Genomic DNA, 24,305 nt, shown 5'->3' with positions numbered 1-24,305 from the left:
AAGGCTGTAAAATCCGTCCATTCTGCCCGACTTCATCTGCTTCTCATGGTTATTTGGCACGCCTTCAACGCACTCCCCCACTGGCACCGCAAGATGGTGCTGATCTTGAGCATCATGATCATGATGCTGGCGGCCTGGCCCAGCGAACAGGCAGTAGCAACACGGGTCGATGAAAACGGCAACGAAATTGCCCTGCGGGAACCGGCCAACGACAACGCGCTAAACAACGAGCTGCCAGCCGAGGCCGCCCAGCCCGTTACCCCGCCCAAGCCGCGCTATATCACCAAGCAGGTGAAGGTGCGCCGTGGCGACAACATGGGGGTGATCTTCCAGCGCATTGGCCTGAGCACCACGGATCTGCACCTGATCGACCAGCTCGAGGGCAGCGATCCCCTGCGGATGCTGCAACCGGGGCAGGAGCTCACCTTCACGCTCACCGAGAACGGCGAGCTGCACAGCCTCTATTACCCCCACAGTCTGGAGCAGGCGCTCAAGGTGAGCCGCAAGGAGGAGACCTTTGTCGCCCGCAACGTCAAGATCGCCCTCGACACCCGCGAACAGGTGAGCAAGGGGGAGATCCGCTCCAGCTTCTGGGGCGCGGCGGTGGATGCGGGGATGACCGAAGATCAGATCATGGACTTGGCCGCCATCTTCGGCTGGGACATCGACTTTGCCCAGGACTTGCAGCCGGGGGACAGCTTCCGGGTGGTCTATGAAGACAAGTTCCGCGACGACGAGCGGGTCGCCTCCGGCGATATTCTGGCCGCCGAGTTCGTCAACCAGGGCACTGCCTACCGCGCCGTGCTCAATGAAGATGGCAACTACTACACCCCGGAAGGCAAAGCCATGCGCAAGAGCTTCCTGCGTGCGCCGGTCAACTTCAAATACATCAGCTCCAACTTCAACCCGCGCCGCCTCCATCCGGTGACCGGCAAGATCCGCCCCCACAACGGCATCGACTATGTGGCGCCGGTGGGCACCCCCATCATGGCGGCGGGCTCCGGCAACGTGGTGGCGGCGGGCTACAACCAGTTCAACGGCAACTACGTCTTTATCAAGCATGCCGGCAACTATGTGACCAAGTACCTGCACCTCTCCAAACGCACCGTCAACAAGGGACAGCGGGTGAAGCAGGGGCAGACCATCGGCACTCTGGGTGGCACCGGCCGCGTCACCGGCCCGCACCTGCACTACGAATTCGTGGTGGGCGGCATTCACAAGAACCCGCGCACCCTCACCCTGCCGCAGGCAGAGACCCTGAGCGGACGCGAGCTGGCCAACTTCAAAAAGCTGGCGATGCCGCAACTGGCCAAGCTCGACAGCCCCGAGCTGCAGCTGGCCCAGAACAAGCGGGATAGCCGCGGCAACTAAGCCATCAGGGCTGGCGGGGTAGCAGCCCCGTCAGCCCTTTTTATTTTGCCTGCGCATGGCTCGGCGCCATGCTGCATCGGTGTCGGGAAGCGGACTATCCCGACCAGCGAGTGAGGAGAGCCAATGGCTGAACGCTATATCGGATTGATGTCAGGCACCAGCATGGACGGTATTGACGCCGTGCTGGTGGTGATCGACGGGGATCAACTGCGGGTCGAGGCGGCCCTCAGCCACCCCTGGCCCACCGCCCACGAGCTGCATGAGCTCTGTACCCCTAGCGACAACGAGATCGATCGCATGGGGGTGGCCGACAATCTGGTGGCGCGCGAATTTGCCGCCGCCACCCACGCCCTGCTGGCCAAGACGGGCCTCACGCCCGCCGATATTCGCGCCATCGGCAGCCACGGCCAGACCATCCGCCACCGCCCCCAGCTTGGCTTCACCCTGCAGATCGGCAACGCCGCCCTGCTAGCGGCGCTAACCGGCATCGACGTTATCGCCGATTTTCGCACCATGGATATGGCCCTCGGTGGTCAGGGGGCGCCGCTGGTGCCCGCCTTCCATCAGGCGCTGTTTGCCAAACCCGGCGCCCTGCGAGTGGTACTGAACCTCGGCGGCATCGCCAATATCTCGGTGCTGCCGGGCAATCCGGGCGGGGTATATGGTTTTGATACCGGCCCGGCCAACACCCTGCTCGATGGCTGGTATCGCCGCCATCAGCCCCACGGCGGCAACTATGACGCCGGTGGCAAATGGGCCGCCAGCGGCAAGCCCATCCCTGCCCTGCTGGAGAAACTGCTGGCTCACCCCTACTTTGCCGCCCCCTCCCCCAAGAGCACCGGACGGGAGATGTTTACCCTCGATTGGCTCGATGGGGAGCTGGCAGGCACTTCATACGCCCCCGTGGATGTGCAGCGCACCCTGCAGGCGCTCACCTGCCACAGCATCGCCCGCCAACTGCCCGCCCGGCCCGAATCAGTCGGTGCCAGCCAGCCGAAAGCCGAGCTGTTTGTCTGCGGCGGCGGTGCCCATAACGCCCCCTTGCTGAAGGAGTTGGCCAGCCTGCTGCCTGCATGGCGCATCGCCAGCACCGCCGAACTGGGCATTGCGCCCGACTGGATGGAAGGCGCAGCCTTTGCCTGGCTGGCGGAGCGCTTTATCAAGCACAAACCCGGCAACCTGCCCGCCGTCACCGGCGCCAGCCGTCCGGCTGTGTTGGGTGCTCTCTACCCCGCACCCTAGATATCCCCCAGATATGCAAATGACGACAGCCCCGATATGGGGCTGTCGTCATGTCACATCATGAACAGTGGCACTTTGGCCAACACCCGTTGTTACATGGCATTGGTGGACTCAAAAATTTTGTCGGCCGAGGCCTCGACGAAGCCCGGATAGAGCACGCCATCGGCCTGCGGATAGCGCAGGGCAAACTCGTAGAAGCAGCTCGGGATGGTACGTACCCCATCGCTGAACGGCACCTCGGCTTTGTCAGCCATGGTGGAGGATTGCTCCAGCATCACCTGCGGATCCCCTTTCACCTCGCCACCCACGCTGTTGAGCACAAAACCCGCCGCCTTGAGCGCAGCATTGACCTGATGGATGGTGTCGAAATCCTTCAACTTGTTGATATTGACCGTGAAGTGGTTGGCACGATAGCCCCATGCTGCCATCCATGCCGCGTACTCGCTCTCCGCCAGCAGAGTCTGATAATCGGCATAGGAGACCTGCCAGGGGGCGCCGGTGTAGAGAAATGCCGGGGTATCGGTCAGATGATCGGGCACCTGATCCGCCAGCTTGTGGATGATGGCCTGGGCAGCTGGAGAGAGCTCTTCGACCTTCAGCTCGCTGATAAACACCTTGGGAGCGTCCGGATCTGTATGCTCGAAGTGCTTGGCGTAGAGCTTCTTGGCCTTGAAGACATACTCGCCCTTCTGCTCGTAACCGAGCGCCAGAAAGTGGGCTGCCAGCTTCTCCAGCCCCAGCTTGGGCAGGTTGTAGGTACGAAACGCCACGTGATCGTTGACGATGGGCTCGCCGCCACCCAGCAGGGTGTGCACCTTGAGGGCGCTCGGGGTCACCTTGATGTAGTTGTCCCACAGATGGCTGAACAGGGTGTCGATATCCTTTTGCATCTCTCTTTCCTTTGATTGCGGGTACAGATGGGGGCACCGCTGGATGCCCCGTGTCGTTATCAGAAGTGCAGGCCGGGCGACAGTTGATCCGGCATGGCGGCTTTGCTGTCTTCGACGGAGGCAACCGGATACGCACAGTAATCAGCCGCGTAGTAGGCGCTTGCTCTGTGGTTGCCGGAAGCGCCGATGCCACCAAACGGCGCGGCACTGGAGGCGCCGGTGATGGGTTTGTTCCAGTTGACGATGCCGGCGCGGATCCGCTTGAAGAAGTGGTGCCAGTCCGCCTCCTTGTCCCCCAGCAGACCGGCCGAGAGACCGTAGCGGGTGGCGTTGCCCTGATCGATGGCAGCATCGAAATCATCGTAACGAATGAGTTGCAGCAGCGGGCCGAAGTACTCTTCGTCCGGTAGCGCCTTGACTGCCGTCACGTCGATAATGCCCGGGGAGACGAAGCCGGTACCCGCCTCCAGGTGCTTGAGGGTAAGCAGGCTCTCGCCACCGAGGCGCTGCAGGTTGGCTTGCGCCTCGACCATGCCAATCGCAGCCTTCTCGCTAATCATCGAACCCATGAAAGGCTGCTCGGCGGCGTCATAGAGGCCGACCTTGATCTGGCTGACCACCTCGATCAGTCGATTGACCAGCGCATCGCCCCGCTCGCCACGCTCGACAAACAGGCGGCGCGAGCAAGTACAGCGCTGACCGGAAGTGATGAACGCCGACTGGACGATGGCATGGACGGCGCCGTCGATGTCGCTCACGTCTTTCACGATTAGCGGGTTGTTGCCGCCCATCTCCAGCGCCAAAATTTTGCCCGGCTGACCGGCAAACTGCTGATGGAGGAAATGACCGGTGCGGGATGAACCAGTGAAGAAGAGGCCGTCAATGTCGGGATTGCCAGCCAGCGCCTTGCCAGTCTCTACCTCCCCTTGCACCAGATTGAGCACCCCCTTGGGCAATCCTGCCTCCTGCCATACCTTGACCATGGCCTCGGCCACCATGGGGGTCAGCTCGGAGGGTTTGAACACCACAGCATTACCCGCAATCAGCGCCGGGACTATATGGCCGTTGGGCAGATGGCCCGGGAAGTTGTAGGGGCCGAACACCGCCACCACACCGTGGGGCTTGTGACGGACAAACGCCTTGGCGCCCGGCATGGCATTTTCAACGGTGCCGGTACGCTCGTCGTGCGCACGGATGGAGATGGCAATCTTGCCCTGCATGGCGGCCACTTCGGTGCGGGTCTCCCACAGCGGTTTGCCGGTTTCGCGGGCGATTGTCAGGGCCAGCGCCTCTTTCTGCTCGCCGAGCAGGTCGGCATAACGGCGCACTATGGCCAGACGATCCTCAAGGCTCATATCCGCCCAGTGGTAGAAGGCGGCACGGGCGGCCTTGACGGCGGCATCGACCTGCGCCGCACTGGCGGCAGCCCCCTGCCAGATCACCTCGTTCTTGGCCGGATCCCGTGACTCGAACGGCTTGCCTTCACCGGCAAGCCACTGACCGTCGATAAATTGCACTAACTGGCTCATCCATTCACTCCCTGTCGCTGACAGGCAGCCTCGGCTGCCTGTCTGATAATCGGTTTGCTTGTCCTGTTTGCCTCAGTCGAGGTCAACCACCCGCACCATGTCGCCATCCTGCACCTTGAGTGCCGCCGCCATCTTGGGCGGGATAATGGCTTCGTGCTTGTCGAGATCGACCCGGATATTGCCGTAGCAGGCGCGGTAATGTTCGAAACGGCTGTTGCAGATAAGGTGGGTCTTGCCACCGATAGGCTCGCCCACCAGCACCCGCAGTTTCTTGCTGCGGCGCACGCTGCGGATATTCTTCACGTCGCACTCGACGGTGGGGCCCGCATCGAAAATATCGACGTAGCCACGGTTCACGAAGCCCTCGTCCTGCAGCATCTTGATGGCGGGACGGGTCTTCTCGTGGGTCTGGCCGATAACGGCCCGCGCCTCTTTGCTCAGCAAATTGACGTAGATGGGGTACTTGGGCATCAGTTCGGCGATAAAACGCTTCTTGCCGATGCCGGTCAGATAGTCGACGGTGGGAAAATCCATCGAGAAGAAGTGGGTTTGCAGCCACTCGTAGAAGGGGCTGTGACCGTTGGCATCGGAGACGCCGCGCATTTCGGCGAAGACGGTCTCGTCAAACAGCTCGGGGTGCTCGGCCATAAACAGAAAGCGGTGCTTGGAGAGCAGGCGGCCGTTGAGCCCTTCGCGGGCACATTCGCGCAAGAACAGGGTGCAGAGCTCGGAGTTGCCGGTGTAGTCGTTGGAGAGAGTCAGGGTTTCAACGACGTTGTAGATGCCGAGCTTGGGAGAAGAGTGCACCACTTTGCCGATGTGGTAGTTGTAAAACGGCTGGGAGAGGCCAACCGCGGCATCGATGGCACAGGTGCCGACCATCTCGCCGGTCTCCAGATCCTCAGCCACGAAGAAGTAGAGGCAGTCCCCCTTGCCGGCGGGCTTGTCGGAAAAAGTCTGGGTAGAAGCATCGATCTTGCGCTGCAGCAACTCATCGTTGACGGGCAACGAGGTCATGCCGGTGCCGGACTCGATGGCGCAGGTCTTGAGCCCGGCAAAATCTTTTTGCTCGATGGGACGGATAACCAACATAAATGACAACTCCCTTTCATTGACGACAGGTGGGGGCCCGGCTCCTGCCGGGAGAGCTCCCCACCTCAATTTGGAATCAGGCGTTGACCACCTGGGCAACCGCCTTCTCGAAGCGGGCCAACCCTTCCTTGATGTCCGCTTCCGGGATCACCAGTGAAGGGGCAAAACGAACCACGTTGGTACCGGCAACCAGTGCCATCAGCCCCTGATCGATGGAGGCCAGCAGGAAGTCGCGGGAACGCCCCTTGTAGGCATCGCTCAGGGCAGCGCCCAGCAGCAGCCCCTTGCCGCGGATCTCGCTGAAGCAGTGGTATTTGGCATTGATGGCTTCAAGGCCATCGCGGAACAGCTGTTCGCGCTGCTTGATGCCAGCCTGCACCTCCGGGGTATTGATCACATCGATCACTGCCTCGGCGACCGCACAGGCCAGCGGGTTACCGCCGTAGGTAGAGCCGTGAGTGCCCACTTTCAGATAAGAAGCGATTTCGTCGGTGGTCAGCATGGCGCCGATGGGGAAACCGCCCCCCAGCGCCTTGGCGCTGGTGAGGATGTCCGGCGTGACGCCGAGCCCCATATAGGCATAGAGATCACCGGTCCGGCCGACCCCTGACTGCACTTCGTCATACACCAGCAGGGCATTGTGTTTGTCGCACAGCTCGCGCACCCCTTTGGCAAACTCGTCGGTAGGACGAATGATGCCACCCTCCCCTTGCAGCGGCTCCATCACCACGGCGCAGGTGTTGTCGGAGATCACCTCGGCTAGTGCCGCCAGATCGTTGTAGGGAACATGGGTAATGTCACCGGGCTTGGGACCGAAGCCATCGGAGTAGGCAGCCTGGCCACCGACGCTGACGGTAAAGAAGGTACGACCGTGGAAGCCCTGATTGAAGGCGATGATCTGGGTCTTCTGCTCGCCAAACTTCTCGATGGCGTAGCGGCGAGCCAACTTGAGGGCAGCTTCATTCGCTTCGGCGCCGGAGTTGCAAAAGTAGACCTTGTCGGCAAAGGTGGCCGCGACCAGCTTCTTGGCCAGACGCAGGGCCGGTTCGTTGGTCATGACATTGGAGAGGTGCCACAGCTTCTCGCCCTGGGTTTTCAGAGCCTCGACCAGCTTGGGATGACAGTGACCCAGGCCGTTAACGGCGATACCACCGGCGAAGTCGACATACTCGCGCCCCTCCTGATCCCAGACACGTGACCCTTCACCACGCACCGGGATGATCTTGGCTGGCGCATAGTTGGGAACCATCACTTCATCAAACACTTCACGTGTCACTGCCAACAACTCTGACATATAGCTCTCCTTCAGATTCGGCGGCAGAATAATCCACCGCCTAAAAGTTAAATCCGTGTAAACGTGACGGGATTATCACAGAAATAAAGTAAAAAGTCTGTAACAAGACGACCTATGAGGAACAATGTTCGATTGACCTTGAGATTTTAGGCAACCGCATTGCATAACGACTCAGGGGGGCTTGGCAAGAGATAATTTGGGCTGGAAGGGGGCTGAATAAAGTGTCAGAGAAATATTTTTTACCTTCTTTCAAACTTGAGAAGGTGATCACAAATTTTTATGAACAGGACAGAAAATTGGCCAGCAGCAAATGGCCCTGTTCGCTCAAAATACTCTCCGGATGGAACTGAACACCCTCGACAGGAAGTGTCTTATGGCGTAATCCCATGATTTCGTCAAACGAGCCATCGGCATGCTCGCTCCAGGCGGTGACCTCGAAGCAGTCGGGCAGCGTGTCGCGCTCCACCACCAGTGAGTGATAACGGGTCACCCGCAAGGGATCCTTTAGACCGTAGAATACCCCTTCGCCGCGATGGCGAATCAGGGAGGTCTTGCCATGCATCACCTGACGCGCGCGAACCACGCGGGCACCAAACGCCTGCGCCAGCGACTGGTGGCCAAGGCAGACGCCAAGAATGGGTAGCTTGCCGGCGAAGTGGCTGATGGCATCGAGAGAGATCCCCGCCTCATTGGGTGTACAAGGACCGGGAGAGATCACCAGAAAACGGGGGGAGAGCTGCGCTATGGCATCAAGCGTCAGTTCATCATTGCGCTTGACCACAACCTCTTGTCCCAGGGCGCCGAAATATTGCACCAGATTCCAGGTAAAAGAGTCGTAGTTATCGATCAACAACAGCATGAGATAACCAACAGTGGAGAATTAACGATCGAGATAACGACCCTGTTCCATTTCCCGTTCACGCTGACACTCAGCCAGATAGATGGCTGCAGCGATGGCAGCAGTCTTGTGATGTTTATCGATGGCATTGGAGACCATCAATTGCAGGGTATTGAGGTTTTTCGCCTTGCGGAACTTGCGCAGCCAGTGACCTTTATCACTCAGCTCTTCAATCGAAATATTTGGTTGAACAGACATGCGTACTCTTGGGGATATAACCCGGGTTGAAATAAAGAATTAAACAAAATACAACGTGGGAAAATAAAGAAAGCCAGGCAAATACCCAGCTCTCTTCTACTACACCTTCCCAGTATGTCAGGCTCGAGGAACGAAGCCGACTACATCATATACGCTGGTCAGGGTTTTTTCAGCTCTTTCACGCGCCTTTTGTGCCCCTTCGGCAAGAATCGCAATCAGATGGGCCTCATCCTGACGCAACTCGTGGAAACGAGCCTGGATCGGTTCCAGCAGCGCAACCACGGCTTCGGCGGTCTCGGTCTTGAGGTGACCATACATCTTGCCTTCGAAGTGCTGCTCCAGCTCGGGGATGGAGCGGCCAGTCACGCCGGACATCAGGGTCAGCAGGTTGGAGACACCCGGTTTGTTTTCCGGGTCGAAACGCACCACCGCCGGCTCGTCGGAGTCAGTCACCGCACGCTTGATCTTCTTGACGATCTGCTTGGGATCTTCCAGCAGGCCGATGAAGTTGGCCTCGTTGTCATCCGACTTGGACATCTTCTTGGTCGGATCCTGCAGGCTCATCACCCGCGCCCCTTCGGTCGGAATGAAGGGCTCCGGCATGGTGAACACTTCACCATAGAGGTTGTTGAAACGGGTACAGATGTCGCGGGTCAGCTCCAGATGCTGCTTCTGGTCGTTGCCGACCGGCACCTGATTGGCCTGATAGAGCAGGATATCGGCTGCCATCAGCACCGGATAACCGAACAGGCCGACGTTGACGTTGTTCTCGAAACGGGCGGACTTGTCCTTGAACTGGGTCATGCGCGACAACTCACCCATCTGGGTATAGCAGTTGAGGATCCAGCCCAGCTCGGCGTGCTGCGGCACGTGAGACTGGATGAAGACAGTGCTCTTCTTGGGATCGATACCGACCGCTAGATAGAGGGCGGCTGCGTCCAGACAAGCCTTGCGCAGGGCAGCCGGGTCCTGACGAGTGGTGATGGCGTGCAGGTCGACGATGCAGTAGAGGCAGTCGAACTCATCCTGCATGTTGACCCACTGACGCAGGGCCCCCATGTAGTTGCCGATGGTCAGTTGACCGGAGGGTTGCGCCCCGCTCAATACGATTGGTTTAGTCATGAGAGTGTTAATCCTTGTTATTCAGCCAGCCCAGCTGCGCTATTAGACCAAAAGTGCATCGAGCTGGGCAAACTGCTCGAATACCCAGTCTGGATGGGAGTCGGCAATGGGGCGGCCATAGTTGTAACCGTAGGTCAGGCCCACCACCTTCATGCCGGCCGCCTTGGCCGCCAGCACGTCATTTTCGGAGTCGCCCACCATTAGAGTGCGAGCCGGGCTCACCCCCAACTCCTGGCAAGCGTGCAGCAATGGCTCCGGGCTCGGCTTCTTGACTGGCACGCAGTTGCCGCCAAGCCAAAGTTCGAAACAATCGCTGATGCCAAGGGCATCGAGGATGGGTGCCACGAAATCACTCGGCTTGTTGGTGACGATCGCCTGCTTGTAACCCAGGGTTTGCAGGCGACGCAGACTCTGGGCAACCCCGTCATACATAGCCAGCCCTTGCAGCAGGCAGGCGTTGTAGTGCTGGAAAAAGATCGGTCTGGCCTTGGCAAACAGCTCGGGGTCAGCCTCGCGATAGGCGAGCGCCCGCTGGATCAGCTTGTCGGCACCATTGCCGACCCAGGTACGGATCACAACTTCATCAGCCTGTGCCAGACCGAGGTCTGCCAGAGTCAGATTGACTGCCAGCGCCAGCTGGGCGGCACTGTCAATCAGGGTGCCGTCCAGATCGAACAGCACCAAATCAAATGCGCGCTCAGCGTGTGACATGAGCCAGCTCCGCACGCATCTTGTCGATCACCGCCTTGTAGTCTGGCTGGCTGAAAATGGCAGAGCCGGCGACAAACATGTCGGCGCCCGCTTCGGCGATTTCACGGATATTGTCGACCTTCACCCCGCCATCGATCTCGAGGCGGATATCGCGGCCGCTCTCGTCGATCAGACGACGCACCTGACGCAGCTTGTCGAGGGTGCCGGGGATAAAGCTCTGGCCACCGAAGCCCGGGTTGACCGACATCAGCAGGATCACATCCAGCTTGTCCATCACATACTCGAGGCAGGAGAGCGAGGTAGCAGGATTCAGCACCAGACCCGCCTGGCAGCCCATCTCCTTGATCAGGCCCAAAGAGCGATCAACGTGATCGGACGCTTCCGGATGGAAGGTGATGAGGGAAGCACCGGCCTTGGCAAAATCGGGAATGATGCGATCCACCGGCTTGACCATCAGGTGCACGTCGATGGGGGCCTCGATACCGTAGTCACGCAGCGCCTGACAGACCATGGGGCCAATGGTCAGGTTGGGGACATAGTGGTTGTCCATCACGTCGAAGTGAACCACGTCGGCACCTGCAGCCAGTACCTTGGCTACATCGTCACCCAGACGGGCAAAATCGGCAGAGAGGATCGAGGGGGCAATCAGAAAGTCTTTCATCAGCATCATCCATTGGCAGCCAGGGAGAAAAAGCGGCGCAATTTTAACGTAAAAGGCGGGCGAAAACGACTCGAATGCGGGGTAAATGGGGCAATCGCCTCCCCTCCCCCAGCCACCTAGGTTTTGGGGCATCGGCACGGGCCTAGGCGCGCCCATAAAAAAACGGCGCCCCTGGGCGCCGCATGGTCTGTTACGTCAGCGGCAGCAGTTCACTGTCGCTGGGATAGTAACCCTGCTCAGGTTCGATTCCGGGGGGATAGAGCGCCAGCAACTCGGCCACCTTGTTGCGGGTGCCGCCGTTGCGACTGATGGTGCGCTTGACCAGGATCTCGTCGAGGCGGGCACCGCGATAAAGCTCACGAGTCAGCTCGATATCATGGTTGCTGATCAGCACCGGCACCCCTTTGTGAGCGGCTGTGTGACGGGCCAGTCGCGCCAGGATCGCCTGATCATCCAGGGTAAACCCGCCGGAGGCATAGGTGGTGAAGCTCGCCGTAGTGGAGAGCGGCGCATAGGGTGGATCACAATAGATAACCCAATCCTCTTCGGCACGCTTGATGGCGTCGGCGTAGCTCTCGCAGATAAAGGTCGCCTTCTGCGCCTTTTCGGCAAAGGCCCACAGCTCTTTTTCCGGGAAATAGGGCTTCTTGTAGGAACCGAACGGCACGTTGAAGCCGCCCTTCTTGTTGTAGCGGCACAGTCCGTTGAAACCGTGACGGTTGAGAAACAGGAACAAGAGTGCCCGCTCGAAGGTGGTCTCGGTCTGATTGAACTGGGTACGCAGCCGATAATAGGCCGCCTTGTGGTTGTGCTCTGCCACAAACAGCTTGCGCGCCTCGGCAATGAAACTGTCCGGCGTCAGCTTGAGGTGGTTGTACAGGCAGATCAGATCCGGATTGATGTCGTTGAGCACATACGCGTCGTAGTCGGTGTTGAGAAACACAGACCCGGCCCCGACGAAGGGCTCCAGCAACACACGCCCGGCCGGCAGGCGCTCGGCAATCTCTTCAACCAGGGAGTATTTTCCCCCGGCCCATTTTAAAAAAGCGCGTGTTTTTTTCATGGAAATCCGGTGTGTAAGAAGGCAAGACCCAAAAAGGGGGACGATTCTACCCCCTTATCCGGTATCAAGGCTATTGCTTCAGCTCTTTTTGTACCTGTGCAAACGACTTGGGCCAGGGCTGGCCTTTCAGCAAGGCTGGCGGAAGCTTGCGAATGGCACTCTTGGCCTGGGTCAGACCGGCATAATCTCCTTGCAGCACCACATACCAGGGACTGCCACGGAATTTGGTCTGATAGACCCATACCTTGCCCGCCAGACTATGCTCGGCGACAAATTGATCCACCGCCTTGGTGTTGCTCGCCCCCATCAGCTGAACGCTGTAGTGGTTGCGCGGCTTCTTGTTCAAGGTGGCGACCGGTGTCAGGGCCACTTTGGGTGCTGGCGCGGCAACCGGCTCGTTGCTGGCTGTTTTGGTGGTAGCAGCAGGCGTTGCGGTTGTCGCCGGATTCAGTACTTTGGAGGTACTGGCTGGCACCGTGGTTGCGATTGCACCACTGGGGGCTGTGCCACTCGGGTTCTTGCCGGTCAGCTCGTCCACCACGTCAGTAGGCAGAGCGCCGCTCACCTTGGGTTCGGTCATCAGCTTTTGCACGACCTCGTCAGAGATCACCACCCGACGCCCTTCGTAATTGGTTGATTCGGTGGTCACGGTTTCGCTCTCCACCGATTTGGGAAGCACTTTCGCCTCCGGCTGCCAATCTTTCACTACCCCGTTGGGATTGTTGGCTGCATCGCGGTTTTGCGCGCCTTGTGCAGCGGCATCGGTATTCGAACCGCCTGCGGTGAGGGGATCGCCTCCCGCTACCGGGATCGGCAATGCCGTGTTCTGCGCCGGATCCTGCAGCGCCGGTTTGCTTTCATTGTCAAAAAGCGCAGGCAGCAGGTAGCTCAACGCCAGCAGGCCGCCAGCGACCAGCGCGATAGCGGTGGCAATCTTCTTGACGGGCAACTCCGCCTGACGCTTCTTGGGCCTTCTGTCGGTCATGATATCCTCCAGTAACTGCATGATGGTGGACGGATGTCCGTTCGCCGTTTTCAGGATCTCCTCCACTTGCGGCTTGGGCAAGAGGGTCGCCGGGATCTTGAGCTCTTTGGCTTTTTCATACAAGAAGATGCGCTGCTCCGGCGGGCTCAGTGGCGGCACTTCCAGCTCAAGGGCTGGCATGGCTCGCCCTTTGAGCTGCGGCCGTTGGGTACGACACCAGACGTCACTGCCCGAGACGATAATGGCCAGCTGATGGGGCGCCGCCAGGGTATCGTTATGACGGATGATCGCCCACAACTCTCCCAGCAGGTCGGCCGGCAACTGGTCGGCCCGCTCTATCAGTAGCAACAGGGTGGCAGGCTTGCTCCCCTCCAGCATGCGAAAGAAGCTCTCCGCCAGCGCATCCTGTGGATTGAACAGCGGGCGCGCCACCACCTGTGGCAGCAACAGCTGGCGCACATCCACCATCTTCATGGCAGGCGTACCAATCAGGCTTACCACCCGCACTTTTTCCGGCAACACGCCGAGCAGGGATTCGCACAGGGTACCGCGACCACAACCGGGTTTACCGGAGAGAAAAATGAAAGGGTGATTGAATTCAATCAGATGCAGCAGCCGGTCAACCAGCTGCCGCTGGGAAGGAAGTTTTAGCAGTTTATTCGTCACGACCAGACTCGATCACCGCCAGCAACTCGGCATCGGACACATCCCCCACCACCTGCGCATGGCCGATGCCAACCGGCAACACCAGACGCAGCTTGCCTTCCAGCACCTTCTTGTCACGGCGCATATGGCGAATAAAGGCGGCGAAATCCATCTCGGCAGGCGCATGAATGGGCAGATTGGCGGCCAGCAGCAGGGCGCGCACTCGCGCAACGTCCGCTTCGCTCATATCGCCACGTGCCTGCGCAGTCCAGGCAGCCAGCATGGTGCCGGCGGACACTGCTTCACCGTGCAGCCAGTTGCCATACCCCTGCTCGGCCTCGATGGCATGACCAAAGGTGTGGCCCAGATTGAGCAGCGCACGGACGCCGTGCTCGGTCTCATCCTGACCGACCACATCGGCTTTGATCTCGCAGCAGCGTTTGATGGCGTAGGCCAGCGCGGCAGGTTCCAGCTGTTGCAGACGCACCATGTTCTGCTCCAGCCAACTGAAGAAATCAGCATCCCAAATGATGCCGTACTTGATCACCTCGGCCATCCCTGCGGCAAATTCGCGGGCTGGCAAGGTACTCAGACATTCGGTATCGATAACAACTTGTTTGGGCTGATAAAAAGCCCCAATCATGTTCTTGCCGAGGAGGTGGTTGACCGCGGTTTTACCGCCAACAGAGGAGTCAACCTGGGAGAGCAGAGTGGTCGGGATCTGGATAAAAGGAATGCCACGTTGATAGCTTGCTGCCGCAAAGCCCACCACATCCCCGATCACGCCGCCCCCCAGAGCGATCAGTGTCGTATCGCGCCCATGGTTGGTTTCAAGCAGAGCAGACATGATCTGCTCAAAGGTCGCCAGGTTCTTGTACGCCTCGCCGTCGGGCAGAACAAGGTGTTCCACCTGAAAATCCGCCAGCAGGGAAGTCACTTTCTCAAGATAGAGCGGGGCGACGACCGTATTGGTCACTATCATCACCCGCCTGCCCTTGATGCTTGCTGCCAGCACCTCGGAGTGCTGTAGCAAACCGGCAGCTATCTCGATGGGATAGCTGCGCTCACCCAGTTCAACCTTCAACCGTTCCATGGACGTCCTCTTGATTACATACCGATCAGCTTCACAATCTGATTGGCAACGATCTTTGCGCTTTGATCATCTGTCTGGATAACAAAGTCAGCCACTTCTTCATACAGGGCGTTGCGCTCTTGTGCCAGACGCTCAAGCACCTCACGCGGCGGCTCTTCAGTCTGTAGCAGAGGACGGCGTTTGTCTCGCTGTGTACGCGCCAACTGCTTTTCAATGGTGGTTTCGAGGTAGACCACGATGCCACGAGCAGACAACTTGTTGCGGGTTTCCCGGCTCTTGATGGCTCCACCACCGGTTGCCAGCACGATACCCTGCTGCTCAGACAATTCGCTGATCACCTTCTCTTCGCGAATACGGAAACCCTCTTCGCCTTCAACATCAAACACCCAGCCGATATCAGCACCACTGCGGCGCTCAATCTCATGATCTGAGTCGAAAAACTCCATATGCAGTTGTTCTGCCAGATGTCTACCTATGGTGCTCTTGCCCGCACCCATGGGACCTATCAGGAAAATATTGCGTTTCTCAGCCATGTTTTTTCGTTAGTAATTACAAACTGTACGACCCCGATAAATACTGGATCGGGGTACCTATGAACCTTATCTTGCGATGGATCAGGAGGGGGATTATCTCAATAGATATCGGGACTGGCAACCGCAGCCCTTACGCCCCAGCCTCATTGGGGCGTAAGGTTATATGTGTTTTACCTTCACATGTAAAGCCTTCAGAAGGCGTCGGTGACTATCTTGGGGGTCACGAAAATAAGCAGTTCACGCTTTTTGTTCTCGCTGGTGGTCTTGCGGAACAGGGCGCCCAATCCGGGGATATCACCCAGCAAGGGCACCTTGGTCACATCGCTTTTGATAGTCTGCTGATAGATGCCGCCCAGCACCAGTGTCTCGCCATTGTTAACCAGTACCTGCGTCGTGATGGACTGGGCGTTGATGGAGACTGCATCACCGGTACCGGTCGGTACGGTTTCGCCCTTGGTATCCTGGGTCACGGTCAGGTCGAGGATCACCCGGTTGTCAGGGGTGATCTGCGGCGTGACTTTCAAGCTCAGTACCGCCTTCTTGAAGGTGACCGAGGTTGCACCACTGGAAGAGGACTCCACATAGGGGATCTCGGTACCCTGTTCGATCAACGCCGGTTTCTGGTTCGCAGTGGTCACCCGCGGACTGGCGATAATCTCGGCCTTGCTCTCTTTTTCCAGCGCAGACAATTCAAGGTCAAGCAGGGTTCCATCGGCCAGACGGGCAACCTGGAATGCCAAGGTACCGGCAGCATTGGTCACCGGCAGATTGACGTTCATCCGATTATCGACCGAGGGTCTGGTAATCGTTGAACTACCGTCGTTATTACCGGACGAATCATTCCCTTCAATAGAGCCTGAAGTGCTGTTGCCGTGACCATCGTTCTTGGTCACTCCCCAACGTACCCCGAGCGCTTCATCGAAACCGTCATCGATGGTCACCATACGCGCTTCGATCACCACCTGCTTGACCGGGATATCCAGAATATCCAGCATCCGCTTGATACTGCTGATAACCTCAGCCGTATCCTTCACAACCAGCACGTTGGTCCGTTCATCCACACTCACCGCGCCACGTGGCGATAGCAACTTGGTACTCTCGGATGAGAGCAGAGCAGCCACTTCGGATGCTTTTGCATAGTTGATCTGCATATATTCGGTATATAACTGGGCCAAATCAGCCACCTGATTCCGGCTCTCCAACTGCTGTTTCTCCCGTGCTGCAATCTCTTCAGCCGGAGCAACCAGCAGGATGTTGTTATCTAGCCGCTTATCCAGACCGCGCACTTTTAAAATGATGTCGAGCGCCTGCTCCCAGGGCACGCCATCCAGACGTAGTGTCAGATTGCCTGCCACAGAATCGGTAGTAACCAGATTGAGGTTGTTGAAGTCAGCGATAAGCTGCAACACGGTTCTAACCGGGATATCCTGGAAGTTCAATGAGATGGGCTTGCCCTGATACTGCTTTGAAGACGCAGATGCCGCCGTGCGTTTTTTCACTTCGATAATGAAAAGTTTATTAGCCTGATCGTAACGGTAATCAAACTGGCCATTAACCGACAGCTCAAACAGGGTATCGTTGCCCTGCCGGGACACCTCAACCTGAGAGACCGGTGTCGCAAAATCCTGTACATTGATCAGATTAAGCAAACCATCAGGCACGCGAGTACCATGAAACTTGGCCAGCACAGTTTGACCGCGGCTGCTCACATCGACGGCAGCGGAGCTGTTGTCAAGTGTGACCAGAAACTCCCCCTGACCATCCTTGCCACGACGAAAATCCACCCCGGTCACCGAGTTGAAATAGGCTCCACCGCCACTGTTCTGATAGCTGCCGAGCAGTGGTTTGCTGGCAGCAGGCGTCGCAACAGGAGGGGTTACCGGTGCAACAGGCATTGACTTGGCAACAACCTGAGAATTGAGCAGTGCCGAAGGAGCTGGAGTGGCCACCATGGCTGAGGAAGCCGTTGCGGCAGGTGCAATCAGGGCGCTTTCGCCATTAATCAGAGCTGATGAGGTCCCTTCACCAAGGGAAACCAGCAATTTATTACCCTGTTGCTGCACCTGATAGGGAGCCAGCTGATCGAGAGCGATCTTGATATCAAGGCCTGCCCCCTTCCCTTCCACCTTGATGTTGTCTACTCCCTGACGCTGAATAGGCAGCGGGTTCACCTTGAGTGCGCCCACAGCACCGGGGACATGCAACAGGAGCTGGTTAGGTTGATAGGAGAGACGATCGGTAAAGCCACTCACAGGCTCGCTGAAGCTGAGCTCCAGTTGCAACTGGTCTGCCAGCAATGGATTAACTTTTATCTCTTGCAAGGTTGCCACTGCCCACGCCTGACCAAAGGCACTGGCGCAAAACAGCAAAGCCACTTTTGTTACACTGTCTATGGTTGTTCTCATTGCTGTTCGTCCCTGATTATTGTTTTTCTTGCATATTGGCCATCGCCAACTGGGTTTCTCTTGTTACCCAGCACCCCTTCCCGTCCGGAATGGTTTCCAGTAAATCCACTGCCGTAGGAGTAATCTTGATGACTCTACCCTGATCGAGCCCCATATACTGGTTGAGCCCGACCCGTATTGATTTTCCATCAGGTGTGCTGATCAGGGCCCACAACTGCCCGGCCTTTCCCAAGGAGCCGTGCATTGACAAGCTGGCGAGAGAGTAGTTTTCCAATACCTCTTTTTCTCTGTCCATCATAACCTGTGCGCAATCAGGCTTCACCTGGGCACTATTCGCGCGCCCGACACTTGCTTCTGGTTGCGGCATCATGAAGGGACTACGCAGATCGCGTTGTTGATAGTGCATGGGGGAAAACGGCTTCAACTGGGGTAAGGGTTCAATAGGTACAGGGGGTCTTGCCTTTGTTTCGGCAATATAGGAATCCATCTCCTCCTGACCACCACAGGCCGTCAGCAAGAGGGCAGGTAACAACCAGCAGATGCGTCTCATTGTTTCTGCTCCACTGTTTTACCGTTGTACTTGTAGGTTTTGGCCAGCATCGACATAGCAATCAGGTCTCCCTCATCCTTGCTCTGACTCAAGGTAAAGGAGTCGAGTATGACGATACGAGGCAGGGCTGCCATATCTGCCGTAAACTTGCCGATCTGATGATAATTACCTACTACCTCGATCCGCATGGGCAATTCGGTAGAAAACTCGTGCTTGACCTCCGGTTCCCAGTTGATGCGATTGAGTTTCAAGCCATTATCGGTGGCAATAAAACTGATATCGTCCAGCAAACCGGCGACCTCATGGGTATTGGGCAACTGCTTGAGCTGGGTATCGACCAGTTGCTCGAGCTGGATCATTTGTGCCTTGTAGGCGCCCAAATTGGCTGCCAGCATCGCCTTGCTTTCAAACTGGCCTTTCAGCTCCGTCTCTCTGGCGCTCTCTTTGGTCAGATTGCCTAAGGAATTGGCAATCACGTAGTAATAAATAGCGCCACCAGTCAACACACAGCACAGCAGGATAAAGACAGCTTTCGCCCATTTTGGCCAGCTCGCGATGTCATTCAGATCAAGCTCGTTGAGTTGCTGAAGGTTCATTTGCTCTCCTTGGCCATATCCCCGGCAGCCGCGGTATTATTGGCAATCAGGAACATCATCGAGAATTGACTCAACGATACCGGCGCGACCTCCGCTGCAAAAATGGTGCTTATTTTCGACTGTCCCAGCCAGCCGGAACCATCGATTCGACGCATCATGCTGGCCACTCGACCATAAGCTTCTGTCTTGCCGTTGACATCGATAATATTGTTCTGCAACGAGAGGGTATTGAGGTAAACCCCATTGGGTACCAGAGAGGGCAACTGGTTGAAAAGACGAACGGGCACATTTCGACGCATTTGAAGATGTTCGATGAGTTGCATCCGATCGATCAGCTCCTTGCGACGTTCTTTAAGCAGGCGGATTTCTCCCAGTTGTGCATCCAGGATGGTCATCTCCTGAACCAGACGCTGATTACGCTGCTGCTGGGCGGCAATCTGACGCTCGACCAGCCAGTTGGCAAAGAGGCTCAGTGCGACAGTGACCAACACGAAAAGCCCGAGCAGGGCACCAAACTGTTTCTTTTGCCGCTGAGCACGAGCCTCGCGCCAGGGGAGAAGGTTTATATTTGACATGGTGTAAAACTCCTCAGAGCCAACCCGAATGCCGTCATATATTTAGCGCCATGTACCAGATCAACCTCTCCTTTCGGTTTGCCAAACAGGGCGAACAAATCCGGATGAAACACCTCGCAATTGGCTTCCTCTTTTACCTGTACCAACAAGCCAGGTAGCAAGCTGCCTCCCCCGGTCAACACCAGTTTGGCTATATCACGATAACCTGACGAGCTGCAAAACAGCTGGATATTGCGCCGCACCTGTTGCAACAGCGAGTTGATATGTGGCATCAACACGTCCAACTCATGGTCAACAGGCAAGGTGCCTTTGGTCTTGGCTTGCTCAGCTTCATCGAGGGTCATGCCATAAAAAGAGGAGAGCGCCTGGCTATATTGATCACCGCCGAAATTCTGCAAGCGCGAGTAGATCACCTCTCCCTTGACCAAGGCTGCGAAGGTCATGGCACTGGCGCCAATGTCGATCACCCCGATCGGTCGCTCACTCTCCTGCAACTCGGGCAAACAGGCCACAACGGCCCGCCCCAAGGCATGGGCTCCCACATCCACTACCTTGACGGCAATGCCAGCCTCAGCGAGAGCGCTGACCCGGCCATTGACGCTCTCAGTACGGGCTGCGCTCAACAGGACATCCTGACGATCTTCACTGGCGCTGGTGTCCAGCACCTCAAAATCGAGGCTGACTTCATCGAGGGGAAAGGGAATTATCTGTTCGGCCTCCAGCTGCACCTGACTCTCCAGCTCCTTGTCACCAAGGCGAGCATCAATCTGGATGACCTTGGTGATCACATTGGAACCAGTCACCGCTGTCGCGGCATAATCGCTGTGGCCAGAGATAAGGCGCTTGAGGGTTTTCAAAGATGGGCTGACCCGCTCGATATCCTGTAGCTGGTAATCAACCAGCGTACCTTTCGGGGTGGCGACCTCGGCAACAGATTCAATATGCAGCTTGCCGGGACGACCAGTGAGGGTAACGGCCTTGATGGTCTGGCTACCGAAATCAATGCCCACCAGGGGGAGGAGGGATCCCTTATTAAATAGCCCAAACATATACACATCCATGCGTTATTGGGTTTTATACCTGAATTGAGTGTAGGACACTCTAATCAGATGAGAGCTTGATCCATCCTAAATGCTCTAACTATCAATGTCATAAAGTTTATACCGAAAAGTGACCCACCTCGCTTTCTTGAGATAAAGGGAGGCACCTTGGTTATTGCTCACTGTAGTGCTAACCTCTCGCATCCTGTCGATGGGTGACTTGCCACAGGAAAACCTCGAATTCCAGATGGCAAAAGGGCTATACTCTGCGCCCGTTGGCTAAATTTAAGACGATTGGTAGTTCTTCCATGCTGAAATGGCTCGTTCGCCTGTTTATTGTCATGATGCTGGGTGCTGTGCTGGGTGTTGCCAGCCTCATCGGTATCTACTTCTATATCAAACCCCAACTGCCCGATGTCACCGCACTGCGTGATGTCAAACTGGCAACCCCGATGAGGGTCTACAGCCGAGATGGGGAATTGATCGCCCAATATGGCGAAATCCGTCGCATTCCGTTGCGCTTGGATGAAATCCCCCAACCAATGATCGATGCCGTACTGGCAACCGAAGATGCCCGCTTCTACGAGCACCCCGGCATTGACCCCATCGGCATCATTCGCGCCGCCTCCGTCTGGGCCGTATCAGGTCATGCCCGTCAGGGTGCCAGCACCATTACCCAGCAGGTTGCACGCAACTTCTTCCTGAGCAATGAGAAAACCATCATCCGCAAGATAAAGGAGGTCTTCCTGGCCTGGCGGATCGAGCAGAATCTCTCAAAAGACGAGATCCTCGAACTGTACCTCAACAAGATCCCTCTCGGTTATCGCTCCTTCGGGATCGGTGCTGCGGCTCAGGTTTATTTTGGTAAAGAGGTCAAGGATCTGGGGCTGGACGAGATCGCCATCATTGCCGGTCTGCCCAAAGCCCCCTCCATGCTCAACCCCATCCGATCCCCCGAGCGCGCCTTTGCGCGCCGCAACGTTGTGCTTGGTCGGATGCTGGAGACCGGCAAGATCACCCAGGCCCAGTTTGACGAAGCGTCCAAGATGCCGATCAAGGCCCGTTTTCACGGCGCCGAAGTGACCCTGCACGCTCCCTATCTGGGTGAAATGGTACGCCAGAAGATGGTAGAGCAGTTTGGTGAAGATGCCTACACCATGGGCCTGCACGTCTACACTACCGTCTCTGCCGAACGCCAAAGGGCCGCCAGACAGGCTCTGCTGGATGGCGTCTTTGCCTACGATATGCGTCACGGCTATCGTGGCCCGACGGCCCAGTTGTGGAAGGCAGGCGAAACAGCTTGGGATTACGAGCAGATCGTGGCCCACCTTGGCAAGCAACCCACTTATGATCCGCTGATGGCGGCAGTCGTGACCAAGCTCGGTGACCGTAGCGCCACACTGGTACTTAAAAATGGCAAGGAAGCAGAGCTGGGCTGGAACGGCATTAAATGGGCTCGCTCCTTTATTACCGACGACCGCCAAAGCTATGCCCCGAAATCGGCAAGCGATGTACTGAAAGTCGGCGCCCAGATCTGGGTGCGGGAAGAGGGCGAAGAATTGCTGCTGGCCCAAATCCCGGACGTCAACGCCGCGCTGGTTGCCATGAACCCGAAAAATGGCGCGCTGGAAGCAGTAGTTGGCGGCTTCAGCTTCGAACTATCCAAATTCAACCGGGTCGATCAGGCGCGTCGCCAGATCGGTTCAAATATCAAACCTTTCCTCTATGCGACCGCGCTGGAGCACGGCTATACCCTGGCGTCGCTCATCAACGATGCGCCAATCAACCAGTGGGATCCGTCAAAAGGGCCCATGTGGCAGCCCAAGAACTCCCCGGCCGTTTATGATGGCCCCACCCCGCTGCGTCTGGGTTTGGCCAAGTCCAAGAACGTGATGTCGGTTCGACTGATGCGCGCCATCGGTCTGGATACCTATATCGACGGTCTGACACGCTTTGGCTTCCCCCGCGACTTCATCTCGCCCCATGAGTCACTGGCGCTGGGCGCAGCCGAATTTACCCCCCTCGAGGTGGTGCGTGGTTACTCGGTACTGGCCAACGGTGGCTTCCTGGTGACCCCATACTTCATCGACAAAGTCACCGACAGCCTGGAGAACACCCTCTATCAGGCCAATCCTGCCATTGCCTGCAACAATTGCGAACAGCAGACGGCGTCCGAGCAGAGCACACTGCCGGAGCCAACTGTTGATGGCGCAGCACAAGATGGCACGCAGACCCCTCTCGCGCCAACCATCGCCCCGCATACCATCAGTGCCCAGAGCGCGTTCCTGATCACCGACACCTTGAGCACAGCCATCTGGGGTGGCAACGGCTGGCGTGGTACCGGCTGGCGTGCAGCCCGTGACCTGAAACGTCACGATATCTCCGGCAAAACCGGTACCACCAACGAATCGCGGGATGCCTGGTTCTCCGGCTATACCCCGGACATCGTAGCTACTTCCTGGATCGGTTTTGACAACCACCAGCGTGGCCTTGGCCGTGCCGAGTTTGGTGGTGGCGCTGCACAGCCTATCTGGATCGACTTCATGAAAGTCGCCCTCAAAAAGCTGCCGGAGCACAAGATGCCGGTTCCCGAAGGGATCATGACGGTGAAGATTGACAGCGAAACCGGACTGCTGGCGACCAGTGGCGGAACCGACGAATACTTCAAGGAAGGGACCGAGCCGACCCGTTACGCCGCGCCCAGTTCGGACGGCAATCAGGTCTATGGTGGTGACAACCCCGATGTGGAAGGGCCTGTCTCAACCGACGATATCTTCTAAGCTGCTCTCGCGGCAGAAGCAAAACCGGCAGCCTTGGCTGCCGGTTTTTTTATTGGGCCAACTGCTTGCTCATCAGCGTGGCAATCGAGGCGGCCAGCTCGTTGAAACAGGGGCGACGTACCGAGTAGTGGCGATAGAGCAGCGAGATGGTACGACCCGGCACAGGGTCAACCACAGGACGATAGCTCACACCTCCCTCATCATGATCGGCGGGTACGGCCAGCTTTGGCACCAGGGTCATGCCGCTACCGGCGGCCACCATGTTGCGCAGCGTCTCGAGACTGGTCCCCTTGAAGCGTTGATCCTCACCTATCCCGCCGGCGAAACAGAATCCCATCGCCTGCTCCCGCAAACAGTGGCCATCGGCCAGCATCAGCAATTTCTTGCCCTTGAGATTGCCGAGTGGCACCTGTCTGGCCTGTGCTTCGGGGTGATGGCAAGGCACAGCCAACCACATCGGCTCGTGGTAGAGCTGGATTGAACCAAACCCCTCCATCCCCGGCATCTCGGCCAGAATGACGCAATCCAGCTCCCCCTCTTCCAGCCGTTTGAGCAGGGTTTGGGTCTGCTCCTCATAGAGATAGAACTCCAGCTGGGGAAAATGCTCACGCAGGGTCTGGATAATGCGGGGCAACAGGTAGGGGCCCACGGTCGGAATAAAACCGATATGGATCTCCCCGGACATCGGCTCGGAGAAGTGCTGACCGATGCTCTTGAGCTCGCGCACCTCCTTGAGCACCCGACGAGCCTGATGGGCCATGGCATCGCCAGCCGGGGTAAACAGCACCTTGCGCGAGGTACGTTCGATCAAAATGACCCCGAGTTCATCCTCCAGCTTGCGCAGCTGGCCGCTCAGGGTGGGTTGACTGACAAAGCAGCGTTCAGCGGCTTTGCGAAAATGTTTTTCCTCATCCAGCGCCACCAGATATTCGAGATCGCGAAGATTCATACAGCAAGAGTCCTGCCTGGAAAATGGGCCATCAGCATGCACAATATCACCCGGCGGAACAAGTCATCGGCTCGCTCTGGCCC

At 57.6% G+C, this 24,305-nt stretch carries 22 protein-coding genes; 3 read left to right on the top strand and 19 right to left on the bottom strand.

Going from position 1 to position 24,305, the window contains the following annotated elements:
• The first annotated feature begins 45 nt into the window (after positions 1-45).
• The gene (locus G5332_RS07125; protein WP_157161227.1) at positions 46-1,371 is read left to right on the top strand and encodes a peptidoglycan DD-metalloendopeptidase family protein; all 1,326 of its coding nucleotides are present in this window, start codon (positions 46-48) and stop codon (positions 1,369-1,371) included.
• 123 nt (positions 1,372-1,494) lie between these two features.
• Positions 1,495-2,613, top strand: a complete 1,119-nt coding sequence (locus G5332_RS07120; protein ID WP_227342114.1) for an anhydro-N-acetylmuramic acid kinase — start codon at positions 1,495-1,497, stop codon at positions 2,611-2,613.
• 92 nt (positions 2,614-2,705) lie between these two features.
• Here G5332_RS07120 and G5332_RS07115 read toward each other — a convergent pair whose 3' ends face one another.
• From G5332_RS07115 to tapM, 18 genes are all read right to left on the bottom strand, one after another.
• Positions 2,706-3,503 carry a DUF1338 domain-containing protein gene (locus tag G5332_RS07115; RefSeq protein ID WP_058055651.1) on the bottom strand — a complete coding sequence of 266 codons (798 nt, stop codon included), beginning with the start codon at positions 3,501-3,503 and terminating at the stop codon, positions 2,706-2,708.
• Between the two features lie 59 nt (positions 3,504-3,562).
• Positions 3,563-5,032 (bottom strand): succinylglutamate-semialdehyde dehydrogenase, encoded by a 1,470-nt coding sequence (gene astD, locus G5332_RS07110; RefSeq protein WP_058059213.1) that lies wholly within the window; start codon positions 5,030-5,032, stop codon positions 3,563-3,565.
• Positions 5,033-5,104: 72 nt separating this feature from the next.
• Entirely contained in the window at positions 5,105-6,124 is a 1,020-nt protein-coding gene (gene astA / locus G5332_RS07105; RefSeq protein WP_005334994.1) for an arginine N-succinyltransferase, read from the bottom strand.
• Between the two features lie 76 nt (positions 6,125-6,200).
• Positions 6,201-7,418: an aspartate aminotransferase family protein gene (locus G5332_RS07100; protein WP_421311195.1), complete on the bottom strand. Its 1,218-nt coding sequence runs from the start codon at positions 7,416-7,418 to the stop codon at positions 6,201-6,203.
• A 277-nt stretch (positions 7,419-7,695) separates the two neighbouring features.
• Positions 7,696-8,277, bottom strand: a complete 582-nt coding sequence (locus G5332_RS07095) for an aminodeoxychorismate synthase component II (protein ID WP_216953065.1) — start codon at positions 8,275-8,277, stop codon at positions 7,696-7,698.
• A gap of 21 nt (positions 8,278-8,298) precedes the next feature.
• A complete protein-coding gene (locus tag G5332_RS07090) occupies positions 8,299-8,514 on the bottom strand; it encodes a hypothetical protein (RefSeq protein ID WP_216953064.1) in 216 nt (71 codons plus the stop codon).
• Positions 8,515-8,631: 117 nt separating this feature from the next.
• On the bottom strand, positions 8,632-9,636 hold the full coding sequence (trpS, locus tag G5332_RS07085) for a tryptophan--tRNA ligase (RefSeq protein ID WP_005362251.1): 1,005 nt from the start codon (positions 9,634-9,636) through the stop codon (positions 8,632-8,634).
• A 42-nt stretch (positions 9,637-9,678) separates the two neighbouring features.
• Positions 9,679-10,347 carry a phosphoglycolate phosphatase gene (locus G5332_RS07080; RefSeq protein ID WP_227342109.1) on the bottom strand — a complete coding sequence of 223 codons (669 nt, stop codon included), beginning with the start codon at positions 10,345-10,347 and terminating at the stop codon, positions 9,679-9,681.
• Entirely contained in the window at positions 10,334-11,008 is a 675-nt protein-coding gene (rpe, locus tag G5332_RS07075) for a ribulose-phosphate 3-epimerase (protein ID WP_005335006.1), read from the bottom strand. Before rpe ends, G5332_RS07080 begins: the two co-directional genes overlap by 14 nt.
• Positions 11,009-11,198: 190 nt before the next feature.
• The gene (locus G5332_RS07070) at positions 11,199-12,071 is read right to left on the bottom strand and encodes a Dam family site-specific DNA-(adenine-N6)-methyltransferase (RefSeq protein WP_005335008.1); all 873 of its coding nucleotides are present in this window, start codon (positions 12,069-12,071) and stop codon (positions 11,199-11,201) included.
• A gap of 70 nt (positions 12,072-12,141) precedes the next feature.
• A complete protein-coding gene (locus G5332_RS07065) occupies positions 12,142-13,722 on the bottom strand; it encodes an SPOR domain-containing protein (RefSeq protein ID WP_421172090.1) in 1,581 nt (526 codons plus the stop codon).
• The gene (gene aroB, locus G5332_RS07060; protein ID WP_227342105.1) at positions 13,712-14,794 is read right to left on the bottom strand and encodes a 3-dehydroquinate synthase; all 1,083 of its coding nucleotides are present in this window, start codon (positions 14,792-14,794) and stop codon (positions 13,712-13,714) included. Before aroB ends, G5332_RS07065 begins: the two co-directional genes overlap by 11 nt.
• Before the next feature lie 14 nt (positions 14,795-14,808).
• Complete coding sequence (aroK, locus tag G5332_RS07055; RefSeq protein WP_005347909.1) at positions 14,809-15,327, bottom strand: shikimate kinase AroK; 519 nt, start codon at positions 15,325-15,327, stop codon at positions 14,809-14,811.
• 191 nt (positions 15,328-15,518) lie between these two features.
• Positions 15,519-17,732 (bottom strand): type IV pilus secretin PilQ, encoded by a 2,214-nt coding sequence (locus G5332_RS07050; protein WP_216953061.1) that lies wholly within the window; start codon positions 17,730-17,732, stop codon positions 15,519-15,521.
• Between the two features lie 16 nt (positions 17,733-17,748).
• Complete coding sequence (locus tag G5332_RS07045) at positions 17,749-18,282, bottom strand: pilus assembly protein PilP (RefSeq protein WP_216953060.1); 534 nt, start codon at positions 18,280-18,282, stop codon at positions 17,749-17,751.
• Positions 18,279-18,878, bottom strand: coding sequence for a PilO family type IV pilus biogenesis protein TapO (tapO, locus tag G5332_RS07040; RefSeq protein WP_216953059.1), 600 nt, complete (start codon positions 18,876-18,878; stop codon positions 18,279-18,281). The genes G5332_RS07045 and tapO overlap by 4 nt, the downstream gene beginning before the upstream one ends.
• Positions 18,875-19,453, bottom strand: a complete 579-nt coding sequence (gene tapN, locus G5332_RS07035) for a PilN family type IV pilus biogenesis protein TapN (protein ID WP_216953058.1) — start codon at positions 19,451-19,453, stop codon at positions 18,875-18,877. Before tapN ends, tapO begins: the two co-directional genes overlap by 4 nt.
• Positions 19,441-20,502, bottom strand: a complete 1,062-nt coding sequence (gene tapM / locus G5332_RS07030; RefSeq protein ID WP_302055918.1) for a PilM family type IVa pilus assembly protein TapM — start codon at positions 20,500-20,502, stop codon at positions 19,441-19,443. Before tapM ends, tapN begins: the two co-directional genes overlap by 13 nt.
• A 299-nt stretch (positions 20,503-20,801) precedes the next feature.
• On the opposite strand from tapM, the gene G5332_RS07025 reads away from it, so the two are divergent.
• A complete protein-coding gene (locus G5332_RS07025; RefSeq protein WP_421259233.1) occupies positions 20,802-23,273 on the top strand; it encodes a penicillin-binding protein 1A in 2,472 nt (823 codons plus the stop codon).
• A 49-nt stretch (positions 23,274-23,322) separates the two neighbouring features.
• Here the strand turns inward: G5332_RS07025 and oxyR are convergent, their stop codons facing one another.
• The gene (oxyR, locus tag G5332_RS07020; RefSeq protein ID WP_216953055.1) at positions 23,323-24,222 is read right to left on the bottom strand and encodes a DNA-binding transcriptional regulator OxyR; all 900 of its coding nucleotides are present in this window, start codon (positions 24,220-24,222) and stop codon (positions 23,323-23,325) included.
• Between the last annotated feature and the right edge of the window lie 83 nt (positions 24,223-24,305).

Source organism: Aeromonas sp. 603757 (assembly GCF_049171255.1).
Lineage (GTDB): Bacteria > Pseudomonadota > Gammaproteobacteria > Enterobacterales > Aeromonadaceae > Aeromonas > Aeromonas veronii_A.
The sequence above is the reverse complement of the archived record's forward strand: the minus strand, read 5'-3'. Positions and strand labels throughout refer to the sequence as shown.

Bases quoted from the DNA above. Each gene is read 5' to 3' on its own strand.
- G5332_RS07120 (WP_227342114.1), top strand. From the start codon at position 1,495: ATGGCTGAACGCTATATCGGATTGATGTCAGGCACCAGCATGGACGGT.
- tapN (WP_216953058.1), bottom strand. From the start codon at position 19,453: ATGTCAAATATAAACCTTCTCCCCTGGCGCGAGGCTCGTGCTCAGCGG.
- G5332_RS07025 (WP_421259233.1), top strand. From the start codon at position 20,802: ATGCTGAAATGGCTCGTTCGCCTGTTTATTGTCATGATGCTGGGTGCT.
- trpS (WP_005362251.1), bottom strand. From the start codon at position 9,636: ATGACTAAACCAATCGTATTGAGCGGGGCGCAACCCTCCGGTCAACTG.
- tapO (WP_216953059.1), bottom strand. From the start codon at position 18,878: ATGAACCTTCAGCAACTCAACGAGCTTGATCTGAATGACATCGCGAGC.
- G5332_RS07050 (WP_216953061.1), bottom strand. From the start codon at position 17,732: ATGAGAACAACCATAGACAGTGTAACAAAAGTGGCTTTGCTGTTTTGC.
- astD (WP_058059213.1), bottom strand. From the start codon at position 5,032: ATGAGCCAGTTAGTGCAATTTATCGACGGTCAGTGGCTTGCCGGTGAA.
- G5332_RS07090 (WP_216953064.1), bottom strand. From the start codon at position 8,514: ATGTCTGTTCAACCAAATATTTCGATTGAAGAGCTGAGTGATAAAGGT.
- astA (WP_005334994.1), bottom strand. From the start codon at position 6,124: ATGTTGGTTATCCGTCCCATCGAGCAAAAAGATTTTGCCGGGCTCAAG.
- G5332_RS07100 (WP_421311195.1), bottom strand. From the start codon at position 7,418: ATGTCAGAGTTGTTGGCAGTGACACGTGAAGTGTTTGATGAAGTGATG.
- aroK (WP_005347909.1), bottom strand. From the start codon at position 15,327: ATGGCTGAGAAACGCAATATTTTCCTGATAGGTCCCATGGGTGCGGGC.
- rpe (WP_005335006.1), bottom strand. From the start codon at position 11,008: ATGAAAGACTTTCTGATTGCCCCCTCGATCCTCTCTGCCGATTTTGCC.
- aroB (WP_227342105.1), bottom strand. From the start codon at position 14,794: ATGGAACGGTTGAAGGTTGAACTGGGTGAGCGCAGCTATCCCATCGAG.
- oxyR (WP_216953055.1), bottom strand. From the start codon at position 24,222: ATGAATCTTCGCGATCTCGAATATCTGGTGGCGCTGGATGAGGAAAAA.
- G5332_RS07125 (WP_157161227.1), top strand. From the start codon at position 46: ATGGTTATTTGGCACGCCTTCAACGCACTCCCCCACTGGCACCGCAAG.
- tapM (WP_302055918.1), bottom strand. From the start codon at position 20,502: ATGTTTGGGCTATTTAATAAGGGATCCCTCCTCCCCCTGGTGGGCATT.
- G5332_RS07045 (WP_216953060.1), bottom strand. From the start codon at position 18,282: ATGAGACGCATCTGCTGGTTGTTACCTGCCCTCTTGCTGACGGCCTGT.
- G5332_RS07115 (WP_058055651.1), bottom strand. From the start codon at position 3,503: ATGCAAAAGGATATCGACACCCTGTTCAGCCATCTGTGGGACAACTAC.
- G5332_RS07080 (WP_227342109.1), bottom strand. From the start codon at position 10,347: ATGTCACACGCTGAGCGCGCATTTGATTTGGTGCTGTTCGATCTGGAC.
- G5332_RS07095 (WP_216953065.1), bottom strand. From the start codon at position 8,277: ATGCTGTTGTTGATCGATAACTACGACTCTTTTACCTGGAATCTGGTG.
- G5332_RS07070 (WP_005335008.1), bottom strand. From the start codon at position 12,071: ATGAAAAAAACACGCGCTTTTTTAAAATGGGCCGGGGGAAAATACTCC.